At 69.7% G+C, this 14,054-nt stretch carries 11 protein-coding genes; 5 read left to right on the top strand and 6 right to left on the bottom strand.

Annotated features, from left to right (window positions below; translation table 11 throughout):
- Positions 1–72: 72 nt before the first annotated feature.
- Both ACQ4LY_RS06215 and ACQ4LY_RS06210 read right to left on the bottom strand, forming a co-directional pair.
- A complete protein-coding gene (locus ACQ4LY_RS06215; protein WP_431075147.1) occupies positions 73–3,012 on the bottom strand; it encodes a DUF5107 domain-containing protein in 2,940 nt (979 codons plus the stop codon).
- A gap of 15 nt (positions 3,013–3,027) precedes the next feature.
- Positions 3,028–5,301 carry a beta-galactosidase gene (locus ACQ4LY_RS06210; protein WP_431075146.1) on the bottom strand — a complete coding sequence of 758 codons (2,274 nt, stop codon included), beginning with the start codon at positions 5,299–5,301 and terminating at the stop codon, positions 3,028–3,030.
- Positions 5,302–5,471: 170 nt separating this feature from the next.
- Here ACQ4LY_RS06210 and ACQ4LY_RS06205 point away from each other — a divergent pair, with 170 nt between their 5' ends.
- Complete coding sequence (locus ACQ4LY_RS06205; protein ID WP_431075145.1) at positions 5,472–6,377, top strand: helix-turn-helix domain-containing protein; 906 nt, start codon at positions 5,472–5,474, stop codon at positions 6,375–6,377.
- A gap of 18 nt (positions 6,378–6,395) precedes the next feature.
- On the opposite strand, the gene ACQ4LY_RS06200 is transcribed toward ACQ4LY_RS06205, so the two are convergent.
- Both ACQ4LY_RS06200 and ACQ4LY_RS06195 read right to left on the bottom strand, forming a co-directional pair.
- Complete coding sequence (locus tag ACQ4LY_RS06200) at positions 6,396–8,156, bottom strand: acyltransferase (RefSeq protein WP_431075144.1); 1,761 nt, start codon at positions 8,154–8,156, stop codon at positions 6,396–6,398.
- Between the two features lie 140 nt (positions 8,157–8,296).
- Complete coding sequence (locus ACQ4LY_RS06195; protein ID WP_431075143.1) at positions 8,297–8,668, bottom strand: DUF4406 domain-containing protein; 372 nt, start codon at positions 8,666–8,668, stop codon at positions 8,297–8,299.
- Between the two features lie 70 nt (positions 8,669–8,738).
- On the opposite strand from ACQ4LY_RS06195, the gene ACQ4LY_RS06190 reads away from it, so the two are divergent.
- Entirely contained in the window at positions 8,739–9,488 is a 750-nt protein-coding gene (locus tag ACQ4LY_RS06190) for a DeoR/GlpR family DNA-binding transcription regulator (RefSeq protein ID WP_431075142.1), read from the top strand.
- Positions 9,489–9,494: 6 nt separating this feature from the next.
- On the opposite strand, the gene ACQ4LY_RS06185 is transcribed toward ACQ4LY_RS06190, so the two are convergent.
- Complete coding sequence (locus tag ACQ4LY_RS06185) at positions 9,495–10,166, bottom strand: GOLPH3/VPS74 family protein (protein ID WP_431075141.1); 672 nt, start codon at positions 10,164–10,166, stop codon at positions 9,495–9,497.
- Between the two features lie 224 nt (positions 10,167–10,390).
- Positions 10,391–11,035 carry an MIP/aquaporin family protein gene (locus ACQ4LY_RS06180; protein WP_431075140.1) on the bottom strand — a complete coding sequence of 215 codons (645 nt, stop codon included), beginning with the start codon at positions 11,033–11,035 and terminating at the stop codon, positions 10,391–10,393.
- A 213-nt stretch (positions 11,036–11,248) separates the two neighbouring features.
- Between ACQ4LY_RS06180 and ACQ4LY_RS06175 the strand changes: the two genes are divergently transcribed.
- The 3 genes from ACQ4LY_RS06175 (at position 11,249) to ACQ4LY_RS06165 (ending at position 14,020) form a co-directional block, all read left to right on the top strand.
- The gene (locus ACQ4LY_RS06175; protein ID WP_431075139.1) at positions 11,249–12,637 is read left to right on the top strand and encodes an APC family permease; all 1,389 of its coding nucleotides are present in this window, start codon (positions 11,249–11,251) and stop codon (positions 12,635–12,637) included.
- On the top strand, positions 12,624–12,854 hold the full coding sequence (locus tag ACQ4LY_RS06170; protein WP_431075138.1) for a multidrug transporter: 231 nt from the start codon (positions 12,624–12,626) through the stop codon (positions 12,852–12,854). Before ACQ4LY_RS06175 ends, ACQ4LY_RS06170 begins: the two co-directional genes overlap by 14 nt.
- A gap of 77 nt (positions 12,855–12,931) precedes the next feature.
- Entirely contained in the window at positions 12,932–14,020 is a 1,089-nt protein-coding gene (locus tag ACQ4LY_RS06165; protein ID WP_431075137.1) for a LacI family DNA-binding transcriptional regulator, read from the top strand.
- The last annotated feature ends 34 nt before the right edge of the window (positions 14,021–14,054 follow it).

The raw sequence follows: 14,054 nt of genomic DNA, 5'->3' as shown, positions 1-14,054 counted from the left end.
CAGGGAGTCGCAGGGCGTGGCAACGGCGCGGCGCGATACGGAGCTTCTCTGCGTGCCCGTCGTCGCGGCGACTCAGCTGCGCGAGAACAGCAGCAGGTCGGGCAGGCTCGTCGCGAAGTAGTCGATCTCGCCGTCGGCATGCCGCGCGACCGGCGGGGTGTACGCCGGTCGCCCCTCACCGAGGCTGAGCGGCGGCTCTCCCTGCGGCAGACCCAGGGCTTCGCGAGCCCGATCCCAGGCACCGAGCACCTGGCCCTCGCCGCCCTCCCACGGCTGGAAGACGCGGCTCTCGAGAAGAGCGAGCGCCTCGGCCGCAGAACCCGTCCTCACCAGGAGGTCGGCGTAGGCGACGACGAGGTCATCGCGAGACGCGACCACGTCGAACCGGTCGGCGAGGCGCTTCCGTCGCTCGGAGTCGGTCTCTCCGAGTCGCACTGCCAGCTGATCGCGCTCGAACAGCAGCCGCGCATCGCCCGGATCGAGGGCCACAGCCCGCTCGTAGTGCGCCACGGCGCGGACATCGTCGTGCGCCACGTTGTAGCTCGCCAACCCCGCGTTGCGGTGCACGATCGGATCGTCGAGTCCGCCCTCGATCGCCCGCTCCCACAGCGCGAGCGCTTCTTCCCGCCTCCCCGCGTCATACAGCAGGGTACCCAGCAGGCTGGCCGCCACCGGGTCCGGCTCCGCGGCGAGCGCCGCCACGAGCACGTCGTGGTCGTCGAGGCCGGCGGGGAAGGACCAGCGCCGATCCGAATCCCTGGCCGCGGCGCGCTCGCGCGCGCCATCGTCGGTGAGGCCGAGCCGGTCGAGGATCGCGGCCCGGTGATACCGGGCGAGCGGTGCGACGTTGCCTGCCGCGCTCGGAGGCACGCGGGTGGCATCGTCGAGCACCGACAGCGCGGCATCCGTCTCTCCGGCCCGCGCGAGTTCGCCGGCCAGATCGAGAAAGGTGCGACCGTCAGCGGGAAGAGCACCGGTGTCGAGGAAGCCGAGCAGCGGGTCGAGGGGGTCTTCGGCGCGGAGACGCCGGAGAGTCGCCTCCGCGTCGGCACCACGGCCGAGCCTTCTCAACAGCACCACCCGCAGCGCACCCCGCCTGCGGTCGTCGGACGCCACGGCATCCAGCTCGTCGAGATCGTGCAGGGCCGCAGCGTGGTCGCCGGCCTGCGCCGACTGACGCGCCATCTCGAGCCCGGCGGGCGCGACGAAGGCCGCATCCCAGAACGCCTTGGCGAAGGCGCGGCGGGCTGCGGCGGTGTCTCCTCGACGCTGCTCGACCAGCCCGAGCAGGAAGAGCGCATCCGCGTGCCGGGGGTTGGCGTTGCGGGCGTTGATGCGCGCGAGCGCACGGGAGAGCAGGTCCTTCGCCCGGTCGTAGGAGCCCGCGCGATACGCGAGCTCGGCGAGTCCGGTGAGCACTCGGGCGTCGGAGGGATCGCGGCGCAGCGCCTCCTCCCAGTACGGCAGGGGCGAGCGACTGGGGTGCCGGTACTGCACCAGGTGCAGACCGATCAGATAGAGCTCGTCCGTGCTGTCGACGTCAGCGGGTGCGGCCGGGGCGGAGGCGGTCCAGGGTTCTTCACCGTCGTCCGACGAGACCTCCTGCCAGGCGACGAGCGTCGCACCGGATGCCGCCAGCAGCGTCACGACGATGCCGTCGCCCGCCCGGACCCCGGTCTCGACCCGCCACACGTCTCCCGGAGCCAGGTCGGCCGTCTGCTCCGACAGGAGGATGCCGTCGGCGTCGCGGATCTCGAGTCGGGCGCCCGCCTGCGGCGAGGTCACCGCCGCTTTCACGACCAGATCGCCGTCCCTGTCGACGTGGATCGCGGCCTCGGTGGATGCCTGGTGGGCGACGCCGATCCCGGGGATCGGGTACCAGTACTGACTGAACCGCTTCGTCTCCCCCGGCGCCAGCCAGGTGAAGTCGGGCTGGTTGTCGGTGTAGACGCCGGCCATGAGCTCGACATAGGGCCCGTCGGCGTCGGTGAGCAGGCGATCCCACGCGTGCCCGAAGGGCGCGTCTCCCCAGGTCCACTGCTTCTTGCCCGGCGCGACGCGGCGGTCGGCCCAGTGCACGAACCCCGCCTGCGCGTCGTGGTCGTATCCGCCGAAGTACTCGTGCTCGGTGTCGACGATCATGTACGACGTCGGCACCGGGATGTTGCGGTACCAGTCGATGTGATCGGCACCCGGTTCACGGCGGGCGCGCTCCTGGTAGTCGACCCCGTAGTACGGGCGGTCGGCCTGCGGGTATCCGGTGAGGGCGCGACGAGCGTGGTCGGCGACGTGGCGCACGTCCTCGGGGAAGAACGACTGGTACTGATCGTGCACCCGCACGGCGACGTTGGCCCACCAGAGGAAGGTCTGCGCGATGCTCGTGCGGTTGTGGAGCCTCACGTCGACGCGCACTGTCGAGCTGTCAGGACCCACGTGGATGCCGTGCGTGCCGCGCATCCGGGCGAACGGGTCGTGATCGCTGCACCACACCGTGACGCTGCCGTCATCGTGGCGCTCGATGGTCGACTCGACAGGCAGGAACGTCGCAGGACGGTGATGCTGAGGCCAGTTGAACTCGACCCCGCCGCTCATCCATGGCCCCGTCAGACCGACCAGCGCGGGCTTGATGACGTTGTTCCGGTAGAAGAAGTCGTAACCGGTCGTCTTGTCGTAGGCGACGTGGATGCGCCCGCCGAGCTCGGGCAGGATCATCAGCCGGAGGTAGGCGTTCTCGATGTGCACGGCATTCCAGCGGCGACGCACCGGGACAGATGCGACCCGCTCGACGAACGGCAGCGGATACACCCGGCCACTGGATCCCTGGTAGACCCGCTGGTCGAGGTACATCGGATACGTCGACGGGGCGTCCGGCTCGTACGTGTCGATCTCGACCGCCTCGTACCAGGCGACCGCGCGCCCGGCATCGAGTTCCGCCTGCAGCGCGGCAGGGACGTCGGGAAGGACGAGCTCGGCGTGGGAGCGGTCGACGGGTGCGGTGGTGTGGGTATGCATGTTCCGTCGTCCTTCTCAGAGAGCCGAGGTCCAGCGCGAGGACACCACGCGATCGACGCGGATGACCGCCCCGAGGCGCCCCGCCGCATCGACGCGCTCGCGCACGGACCCGTCGAGATCGATCACGCTGTGCGCCGCAATCGGCGCGATGTGCAGGGTGAGATCCGTACCGGGGGCGAGTTCGGTGACGTCGATGCGCCAGGTCAGGCCGTCCCAGAAGCGATCCCCGATCACGACGCCGTCGGCACGAAGCTGAGCGACATCGCCCTCCCAGTCGACGACCAGCTCGAGAAGGTCTCCCGCCGAACGGCCCTGCGGCACGGGGAGCACGATCCGCCAGACACCGGCGACCTCGTCGAACTGCCCGCTGTCCGGCGCGGCCGACCGACCCATCGATTCGCCGTAGCGCGCCGGAACGTCGTTCACGGGGCGCAGCTCCTCCAGCGCCGCTCGGGTCGACCCCGGCTGCGCATCGGTCCGCAGGACGAGCGGTGAGAACTCCTCACCCCTCCAGACGAGTGCCGTCGGCTCGCGATCCGCGCGCACCACGAGGTCACCGGATTCCCGCCAGACGGCATCCGTCGAGTCGACCAGGTCGGCGCCGAGGTACCAGAGGCGCCCGGCCCGCTCCTCGTCGACCACGAGGAGCCGCAGAGCGCCGTCGATCACCAGGACATCGTCCGGGGTGAGATCGAACGGCACCGCAGCATCCACCTCGATCCCCCGAAGGCGGGCGCGGGATCCCGCCGCCAGCTGGATCCTGGCGGGGAGGCCGTCGTGGGCGCGAAGGACGAGCGTCGGCACCTCGCCGTCGACGATCCCGGCGACGGATGCCGTCGCCCATTCGACGCGGACCCCCGCGACGTCGATCCGCAGCGGCCAGCGACCGATCACGCCGCTCGGGATGTCGATCGGGCAGTCGGGGAACACCAGCTCGCCGTCGGCGAACGGGATGCGGAACTGCACGCCGGGCACCGCCGACAGCGGCTCGTGCGGCTGATGGGTGTTCACGAACAGGAACCCGCCGGCACCGTCTCCGCGCACCGCCCAGCGCAGCGAGTCGAGGTCGTGCACGTCGACGGGGGCGTCGTCAGGAAGAGAGCTGAAGGTGTCGGCGAGGCGCGGGCCGAAGGCGGCGAGGAACGCGTTGTGGTCGCGGAGCACGCCCAGGCTCGGGCCCGGACGACCCGTGGCGCCGAACGCCGCCTGGAAGTCGTAGTCGAAGCGCGGCAGGTCGTTCGGGTATCCCGTGGCGAGACTCTCCTGCAGCCCGTCCTGCGGGTTCACGCCTCCCGCGTACATGTAGAAGCCCTGCCAGGCCGACCCGTTGCCGATCTTCACATTGGCGAGCGCGGCGATGTCCCGCCCTCGCGCGATCGGTCGCCGGTGATACGCGGTCGCCATGCCTCCCCCGAGCTCGCACGTCGACGGAGGGAATTCGGGGTCGATCGGACGCACGACGATCTCGGCGCCCTCCTCGCGGAAGTCGCCACCCACACCGGGGTCGTCCCAGACGTGCGTGAACCGGAAGTGATCGCGGAAGCTGTCGTCCCAGGTCGAACCCTGACCCGCCCAGAAGCCGTCGGCATACCCGCTGTAGAGCGGGAAGACGTCGTGGGACGGCAGGATCGCGCCACCCCACCCGGTCGCCGTCCACAGTGGGGCCGAGAGCCCGGACTCCTGGGCGATGACCTTCAGCACCGCGATGTGATCGGGCTGGTCGTGGAGCTCGTTCTCGAGCTGGATGCCGACCACCGGCCGGTCCGGTCCGCAGAACGGCCGCACCTGCTCGGCGATGTGCGTGTACCAGTCGCGCACCAGCGCGAGGTACTCCGCATCGTTCGTCCGCGCGCGATCTCCGAGGGCTGCGACCACCCAGTCCGGATGACCGCCGTTGCGCACCTCTCCGTGACACCAGGGGCCGATGCGCAGGATCACGTCGATGCCCACCCGCTCGGCGGTCTCGAGAAAGGCCGCGACGTCCAGGTCGCCGTCGAACCGCACCTGACCGCGTTCGCGCTCGTGGTGGATCCAGAAGACGTAGGTCGACACCGAGGTGAGTCCGGATGCGACGAGGAGCCGCAGCTGCTCCTCCCACCGCCGGCGCGGGATCCTGCTGAAGTGCAGCTCGCCGGTCACCGGCACCGTGGGCGCTCCGTCGACCTCTATCCACCGACTCGTCAGACGCAGCCTCTCGTGCGGGTTCTCGGTGTTGCTCATGGTCGGCTCGGTGAGCGGGGGCCGATCGTCATGGAGCCGGATGGTTCGAAGAGTCGACGTCGCGGTCATGGTTCTCCTTCGAAGGGGCGAGCGCTCCCGAGAGACTACGGCCAGGGACGACCGGTGCGACAGCACGATCCGGCGTCGTGATATGGATGAAACGACGCTGGTTGATTCTCAGAACGGACGAGGCAACAGATCCAGCGCTACCCTCGATAGACGAAACTCTGATCAGACCTATGAAAGAAGCCGCCGTGTACGTGCATGAGGGATTCCTGGGCCAGCGCCTCCGGGTCATTCCCCGCCCGGCAGTGCGCGCGGCACAGAGCCAGCCGATCGTCCGGCGGCTGCTGGTCACGGATGTGGGGTACTTCCCCCGCGCGGCACAGCACGGGCGGGTGCGCGCCACCGGCGCACCCGAGACGATCGTCATGGTCTGCACCGACGGCGTCGGCTGGGTGGAGTGGGGAGACCGTGACCCCGTCCGTGTCGAGCGAGGTTCCGCAGTGGTCCTCGCTCCGGGCGTTCGCCACCGGTACCGCGCCGACGACGATGACCCGTGGACGATCTGGTGGGCGCACGTGACCGGCTCGGACGTCGACGACTTCCTCGCCACGATCGTCGCTGACGGGCGCGGCCCGATCGTCGAGCTCCACGACGTCTACGCCGTGGTCCAGTCGCTCGACGAGGCGCTCAGTGCTCTCGAGAAGGATGAGACGCTGCCCATGCTCCTCACCGCGGCCGGAGCGGCGTGGCGGATGCTCGCCGCGATCACCTCGAGCGCACTGCGGGGCACGGCCGCCACGAGCGACCGCATCCGACAGGTGCAGGACTACCTGCGCACCAACCTGGACACGGACTTCTCCGTGCCGGAACTCGCCGCGATGGCGGGCCTGAGCCCCTCGCATTTCTCGGCCCTGTTCCGCGGAGCCGTGGGCACGTCCGTCAAGGACTACCTCAAACGCCTGCGCAGCGCGCGGGCGCGAGAGCTGCTCATCACCACCGACTCGCCGATCTCCGAGGTCGCGCTGGTTGTGGGATACGACGACGCCCTCTACTTCTCGCGCCAGTTCCGCTCGATCAACGGCGTGAGCCCCACGGAGTTCCGTCGCCAGGCGGCGGCCGAACGCGTGGCACGCGCCTGACGCCGGGCCGCCGTCGCATCACCCCGGAACGACCCCGCTGCGCACGAAATCGTCGAGCGGGATCCCCCGCGCCGGCTCCGGGCGATGGATGCCGCGGGGGCGGTACCCCAGGGCCTCGGACTCGCCAAGCAGGTCGGCGAGAAGCCAGACGATCGAGAGCCACATCTCGGTGCCCTGAAGCCCCGGCGCCGAGGGGCCCGTGAGCCCGCTCGCCGACGAGGGGGCCTGGAATCCGAATCCCTCGCCGTCGACCCAGTTGCCGAGCGCTGCATCGAGAAGGCTCGAGGCGAGCGTGCGGACATCGTCCGACCGGTAGGAGCCGGTCTGCGGGCGCAGCAGCCAGAGCGGATGCGCGACATCGAGGACGTTGCAGGCGGTCAGGCTCTCCGGCTCGAAGAACCGCGCATCCCGGGTGTGTGCGAGCACGGTGTCGACCGCGCGTTCGGCGTAGGGAAGAGGCACTCCGTACTGGGCGAAGCTGCCCCGCGTCAGCCGGTAGTAGCCGTTCACGATCTGCAGCAGACCGTCCTCCGCCCGCGGGTGGCCCCACATTCCGGTCACCGGGTCGACATGGGTGAACAGCCAGCCGAAGTACGCTTCGAACGCACCCCGCTCGCCGTGGTCGAGGTTCCACAGCAGCGCCGTTCCGAGCGCATCCACGTCGTGGCCCGCACCCCACGCCCGGGTGCGCCATGACCGGCTCCCGAGGAAGCCGACCACGTCGTCGCCCGACATCTCGACGACGGAGCGGATGGCGTGCGGGAACCGCGCGCCGAGGAGGTCGAGCGCGTAGCCGACGCATTCGACGTGATAAGCGGCCTCGCCGTCGTTCAGGTCGGCGCCCGGCGTGGGGGTCTCGATCAGACCGTCCACGCCCAGGCTGGGGACGAGCCCGGTCTCGGGATCCTGATACGACTGCAACCGGACGATCTGGGCGTCGACCGGGAGCTGATCCGGCGCCCGCCCGAGCAGCAGCGAGCTGATCTCGATCGCGTCGCACTGCGCGCGCACGGTCGGTGCGGCATCCGGCCTGTCGGAGAACAGTCCGTCGGCGACCTGCGGATTCCAGGAGCGAGCGAGGATGGCGGGCGCCTGCACTCTGGCGGTGCTCGCGAAGCGCGCGAGGCGGCCGGACAGGGGCTCGGGCTTCGGCTCCAGCGGTTGCGGCGTCGCCTCTGCTGTCGCCGATGCGAACCGCGAGCGGATGACCCGGGCCGGGTTGCCGCCGACGATCACCCCGGCCGGCACGTCCTTGGTGACCACTGCACCCGCGGCGAGGATGGACTTCTCACCGACCGTGATCCCGTCGAGGATCGTCACGTGTGAGCCGATCCACACATCGTCTCCGATCACGATGCCCTTGCTGGTGAGCGGCTGCCGGAAGATCTCGACCTCGGTATCTGCGAAACCGTGGTTGAAGCCGATGATCGACGCGAAGGCGCCGATGCGCACGGCGTCCCCCATGCGGATCTCTCCCCTGACGATCGCCGACGGATTGATCGTGCAGTCCCTGCCGGTGCGCACCTTTCCGGTGACGTAGGCGTTCGCCGCGATGTACGTGCGATCTCCGAGTTCGAGCGTGTCGGTCTGCACCGCCGCGAGCTCCGAGATGAAGGTGCGATCGCCCAGGACGTGATCCGGTCGGGCGCCGACGAGGGCACGCTGCAGCGCGAGCTGTCGCTGCTTCTGCTCGTCTGACGCATCAGCCCAGAACGACCATGGCGAGTAGTCGAAGTGAGTGCGGTCGAACGGGAGGCCGGCCTCGGATGCGGTCGTCATGTCAGCCTCTCGGGTCGCGTGATCCGGCTTCGCCCGGACGGGAAAGCGTTTACTGGGCAATCTACGCCACGCATGCGGAGCGGGCAATGCGCGGGAGGAGGCGCAACCTCCCGCCCCCTCCCGGTCACGTGGGCCTCCCGCTACGCGGCCACACCCTCCCGCACCGGGATCTCGTCGATCGAGTGATACACCGGCAACCCCCGCTCGAGAGCGATCTCGACGTCCTTGTCGGCACCGGCGGATTCGCCGGGCAGACGCAGCACGGCGTCGCAGTGCTGCAGCAGTCGGTGAGCGGTCTCGTACATGACGTCGCCGCCGGCGGCATCCGCCTCCTCCATCCCACGGAGGATCGGCAGCGCGACCCATTCGCCGATCATCGGCACGTGGCCTCGGCGGTGGATGGGGGCAGCAGCCTCTTCGAGGCGCTCGAGGTTGCGGGCGATCAGGGCGGGGTCTCCGCCGGTTCCCGAGCGGTAGGGCCCGGCGATGAGAATCAGGAGTGGAGTTGTCATGGAGAAGACTGTAACGTTAACCGTGCAAGAACGTGCAACTTCGTGAAGTAGCGAGTACTGAAGGAGTCGGATGCTGAGCGCACAGCGCAAGGACCATCTGCGGGAGATCCTCCGCAGAGACGGCCGCGTGGTCGCGAAAGCCGTCGCCCTCGACCTCGGCGTCTCGGAGGACTCGATCCGACGCGATCTGCGAGAACTCGCCGATGCCGGCGAGATGGTGCGTGTCTACGGCGGAGCCCTGCCGGTGCCGCCCGCCGACAGACCCGTCGATCAGCGCACCACGCTCGCGACGCAGAGCAAGGAGCGCGTCGCCCGTCGTGCGGTCGACCTGATCGCCCCTGGCTCGACGATCGTGCTGGATGCCGGCACGACGACCCTGGCGATGGCCCGGATGCTCCCCCGCGGCGCCGACCTCACGGTCATCACGCCGAGCCCCGCGATCGCCCTGGCCGTGGCCGAGCACTCCGACGCCCGCATCGTGATGATCGGCGGCGAGCTCGCGCGCTTCTCGATGGTCGCGAGCGGCCCGCTCGCGATGGAAGCCGTGCAGCACCTCGCCGCCGACCTGTTCTTCCTGGGTGTGACGGGCATCGACCCGACGCGCGGCCTGACCACCGGCCACCTCGACGACGCGGTCACCAAGCGGGCGATCGCCGCACGCTGCGCGCAGACGTACGTGCTCGGCAGCGAGGAGAAGATCGGCGCGACCTCGCAATATCCGGTGCTCGACCTCGATGCCGTCGCGGGCGTCGTCGTCGACCCCCACGATGCGAATCCCGTGATCCTGGAGCTCACGGAGCGGGCGTCCGTGCTGCGCTGACGGGCGTCAGGTGATCGTGGCCGCCACGATCGTCGGCGTCATGATGGCCACCATCGCAGCGGTGATCGCATCGTTGACGGCCCTGGCGACGGCATCCCCGGCGGCCGAGCCTGCAGTGAGATCCTCGATCCGCCGCTTGAGGTCGCGTGCGGACATCCCCTCGCACTGATCGCGCAGGATCCCGTGGGCGGCGTTGAGGTTCTGCAGGATCGAGAGCAGCGCCAGATCGGCCTGAGTCGGCGCACCAGTGCCGGCGATCACGGCGGCGAGCCGCGAACGCAGCACCGCCTCGGGAGCGGGGTCCGACTCGGGCGTGCGGGCGGAACCCCACCCGAAGAAGCCGCGTTCTCCGCGGACGAGAACGCCCTGCACGACCAGCGACTCCACCACGACCTCGAGCGGATCGAGCTTCGGACGCGCGACGAGCGACTGCAGGCGCTTGCCGGTCAGCGGCACGAGACGCGCGAGCGTCGCATCGAGGATCGGGTTGCCCGTCGGCTCGGTCGACACGACCTCGACGGTCGGGTTCTTGCCCTCCGAGACGACGACGCGTCCGTGCAGGGCGAGGTCGACGATGACCGCGGCGATCTCGCCGTAGAGGCGGTTCACGCTCACGGCGCTCTCGACGCGACCATCAGGCCGGAGAAGCAGCATGTGGAGTTCTTCGACGATCAGCATGCATCCACGCTATGACGGAGCCTCGCGGCTCGGCATCCCCCGGACGGATGACTTCGGATGCCGCCCCTGGCCGCTCCGGTCGCAGTTCGTGCCGCCGCCGGGCGCTCCGGTCGCAGTTCGTGCCCGCCCGCTCGCCGGTTGCGCGGCACGAAGTGCGACCGGAACAGCACCGCACGCACGAACGCCGCGCCCTCCGACGAGGACGCGGCGTTCGATGAAGAGGGTTACGCGGCGATCTTCTTCGCGTCGTCCGTGTTGAGCAGACGGAAGAGCAGGGCCGCGATGACCGCACCGACGACCGGGGCGACGATGTAGAGCCACAGCGACGCCCAGTCGAAGTATCCGCCGACCGAGAGGCCGAGCGCCACGGCCGGGTTGAAGCCGCCGCCCGAGATCGAGCCGACGGTCGCCGCACCGATGAACACGGTGGCACCGATCGCGAGACCGTAGAACGAGTTGCCCTCGGTGTCCTTCGAGGTCGCGGAGTTGAGCACGACCCAGACGAGGATCAGCGTGAAGAGCGCCTCGACGAAGAACGCCGGGCCGACTTCGATCACCATGGCTTCGCCACCGGCGGGCCATACGGCGAGGCTGGCCAGGGCGGCGAGCGCGCCACCGACGAACTGGGCCACGAGGTAGGCGATGAGGTCGACGACGCTCAGGCCGCCGCGCAGGAAGACACCGACCGAGACGGCCGGGTTGAGGTGGGCGCCCGAGATGTGACCCGTCGAGTAGACGAGCACCATCAGGGTGAAGCCGATCGCGAGCGGGGTCAGCGGGCTTTCGCTGTTCACCGCGGCGATGATGCTGAGGACGAAGAGGAAGGTCGCGAGCGCTTCTGCGAGCGCCTTACGAGGAGTGCCGGTCATGAGTGTGCTCTTTTCTTGGATTCCGACGGAAGGCAACCACTCCGTCGGCCCGCGCACTCCGGCTGACGCACCCTCCACTGACGAGACTGAATATAGCGAGGGCGAACACCTCGTCGACGCGCGCCGCGCGGGCTTTCTGTGAAATCCCTGAGTGCGCATCGTGCGGCTGTCAACCCCGTCGCCAGCCGGTCAGCGCCTGTCTAGGGTTCGATGATGATCTCCGACACCACCCAGACGCAGGAGGAACCCACCCGGCTGCGTCGCGCCATCACCGGCCCGTTGCTGTTCGCGTTCATCCTGGGCGATGTCCTCGGCGCGGGAATCTACGCCCTGATGGGAGTGCTGTCCGAGAAGGTCGGCGGGATGCTGTGGGCGCCGCTGCTGCTCGCGCTGCTCCTCGCCCTGCTCACCGCGGGCTCGTATGCCGAACTCGTCACGAAGTACCCCCGCGCGGGTGGGGCGTCGGTGTTCGCCGAGCGCGCGTTCCACAGCCCGGTCGTGTCGTTCCTCGTCGGGTTCAGCATGTTGGCCGCCGGCGTCACGAGCGCGGCGGGTCTCGCGATCGCCTTCGCCGGCGACTACCTCGGTACGTTCTTCGACCTGCCGACCATTCCCGTCGCGATCGCGTTCCTCGCCGTCGTCGCCGTTCTCAACGCCCGGGGCATCCGTGAGTCGCTCGGCGCGAACCTCGTGATGACGGCGATCGAACTCAGCGGTCTCGTGATCGTGATCGCGGTGGTCGGCATCTTCGTGGCCGGAGGCGGCGGTGACGCCTCGCGACTGACCCAGACCCCGGAGGGCACGCCGGTCGCCCTGGCCGTCCTCAGCGGAGCAGTGATCGCGTACTACTCCTTCGTCGGCTTCGAGACCTCCGCCAACATGATCGAAGAGGTCAAGGACCCGCGACGCACCTACCCGCGGGCTCTGTTCGGCGCGCTGTTCACCGCCGGCGCGGTCTACGTGCTGGTGGGCGTCGCGAGCTCGATCGCCCTGCCGGCGTCCGAGCTTCAGGAGTCGAGCGGTCCGCTGCTCTCGGTCGTCGAGGCGGCGGGCGCGAGCATCCCCTCCTGGCTGTTCAGCCTGATCGCCCTCGTGGCCGTCGCGAACGGCGCCCTGTTGACGATGATCATGGTGAGTCGTCTGACCTACGGCATGGCCGAGCAGAACCTGCTGCCGTCGGTGCTCGGACGCGTTCTGCCGAACCGCAGGACACCCTGGGTCGCGATCCTCACCACCACCCTCGTCGCGATGGGGCTGACCCTGGTCGGCGATCTCGCGACGCTCGCCGAGACGGTCGTGCTGCTGCTCCTGTTCGTGTTCCTCAGCGTCAACGTGTCTGTGCTCGTGCTGCGGCGCGACAAGGTCGAGCACGACCACTTCCGCATCTGGACCGTCATCCCGGTGCTCGGCATCGGCTCATGCCTCCTGCTCCTGACGCAGCAGCGCCCCGTCGTCTGGCTGTTCGGCGCGATCCTGCTCGCCGTCGGCGGAGTCCTGTACCTGCTCGCACGCTGGAGCCGCAAGCGCTCCGCGTCCCGCGACCACTCGTCCGACACCACCGAAACCCCCGACACCCCGAAGGAGAACCATGAGCACGCCTGACCAGACCCCCGACGAGGCCATGACGAGCGAAGAGAAGCGTCACGACCAGCTGACCGCGGCGCCGGATGCCACGGAGGCCGATGCCGCACCGCGCATCGAGGTGTCGGAGCACGACGGCAACACGCGCATCGACATCGCTCCGGATGCCGCAGTGCGCCCGGGCCCCGGCCCCGGCGTCGAGACGGAGGAGTCGACCGAGACCGCGCCTCAGGAGTAACCGGCGCTCACAGGGCGAGGCGGAACTAGTTGCGGGTCGCGGCGCCGTATCGGCATCGTCGCGATAGGTTTTCCCTTGTGACCACGACCATCGCCGACGAACCACCCGCGCGCCGCAACGCGTCGCCGGGCCCGGAGCGCGGCGGTGGAGCCACCCTCGCCGATGTCGCTCGCCTCGCCGATGTCTCCCGTGCCACCGCCTCCCGGGTCCTCGCCGGCCGGGCAGCGGGCAAGTCCGCGAGCCATGCCCGCGTACTCGCCGCCGCTGAGGAACTCGGTTACGTCGTGAACGGCCTCGCCCGTTCGATGATGGGCGTCGGTCGGCGGAGCATCGCATTCGTGTCGAGCATCATGGTCGGCCCGACCTTCGCCACCATGGCCGGTGGCGCCGAAGACGTCGCCACCGCGAACGGCCACCTGCTCACGATGTGCACGACCGGCGGTGACCTCGACCGAGAGGCCGCCCTGATCGAGACGCTCAGCGAGCAGCGGGTCGCCGCCGTGCTCCTCGTCGGCTCGACCCCCGCGACGGAGGAGTTCGAGAGGCGCGCGCAGCGGTACTCCGACACGCTCGCCCGCGTGGGCGCCCGACTGATCCTGTGCGGGCGTGCCGCACTCGACGGGCATCCTCACATCGCGTCGATCGACTACGACCACCGCGGAGGGGTGCGCACCGGCGTCGAGCACCTCGTCGAGCTCGGGCATCGCCGAATCGCCTTCGTGGGTTCTCTCGACGACATGACCACGCCGCACCAGCGCTTCCTCGGCTACCAGGACGGACTCGCCAGTGCCGGCATCGCATTCGATCCCGAACTGACCGCGCAGAGCGACAACTCCTCGGACGACGCAGCAGCCGCCACAGTGGCGTTCATCGAGAGCCACCCCGAGGTCACGGCGATCGTCTGCCAGACCGATGTCATGGCGGTCGGCGTCTGCCGCGCACTGCACGCCAGGGGCATCGCGATCCCGGAGCAGATCTCGGTCGTCGGCTTCGACGACATGCAGCTGGTCGCCGACCTGACGCCGTCGCTCACGACCGTGCGCGCGCCCTTCCACGACGTGGGCGAGCTCGCCGGTCGGATCGCCGTCGGCGGGGCTTACGAAGGGCCTGCGGTGCTGCCTGTCGAGTTGATCGTTCGCGGGTCGACAGGCCCCGCCCGCGACTGAGGCACCGCGTCCCCACAGACGCGGCGCCTCACTC

Source organism: Microbacterium phyllosphaerae (assembly GCF_050628115.1).
In the GTDB taxonomy this organism is placed as follows: domain Bacteria; phylum Actinomycetota; class Actinomycetes; order Actinomycetales; family Microbacteriaceae; genus Microbacterium; species Microbacterium phyllosphaerae_A.
The sequence above is the reverse complement of the archived record's forward strand: the minus strand, read 5'-3'. Positions and strand labels throughout refer to the sequence as shown.

Coding starts and splice junctions, on each gene's coding strand:
- ACQ4LY_RS06215 (WP_431075147.1), bottom strand. CDS start 3,012: ATGCATACCCACACCACCGCACCCGTCGACCGCTCCCACGCCGAGCTC.
- ACQ4LY_RS06210 (WP_431075146.1), bottom strand. CDS start 5,301: ATGACCGCGACGTCGACTCTTCGAACCATCCGGCTCCATGACGATCGG.
- ACQ4LY_RS06205 (WP_431075145.1), top strand. CDS start 5,472: ATGAAAGAAGCCGCCGTGTACGTGCATGAGGGATTCCTGGGCCAGCGC.
- ACQ4LY_RS06200 (WP_431075144.1), bottom strand. CDS start 8,156: ATGACGACCGCATCCGAGGCCGGCCTCCCGTTCGACCGCACTCACTTC.
- ACQ4LY_RS06195 (WP_431075143.1), bottom strand. CDS start 8,668: ATGACAACTCCACTCCTGATTCTCATCGCCGGGCCCTACCGCTCGGGA.
- ACQ4LY_RS06190 (WP_431075142.1), top strand. CDS start 8,739: ATGCTGAGCGCACAGCGCAAGGACCATCTGCGGGAGATCCTCCGCAGA.
- ACQ4LY_RS06185 (WP_431075141.1), bottom strand. CDS start 10,166: ATGCTGATCGTCGAAGAACTCCACATGCTGCTTCTCCGGCCTGATGGT.
- ACQ4LY_RS06180 (WP_431075140.1), bottom strand. CDS start 11,035: ATGACCGGCACTCCTCGTAAGGCGCTCGCAGAAGCGCTCGCGACCTTC.
- ACQ4LY_RS06175 (WP_431075139.1), top strand. CDS start 11,249: ATGATCTCCGACACCACCCAGACGCAGGAGGAACCCACCCGGCTGCGT.
- ACQ4LY_RS06170 (WP_431075138.1), top strand. CDS start 12,624: ATGAGCACGCCTGACCAGACCCCCGACGAGGCCATGACGAGCGAAGAG.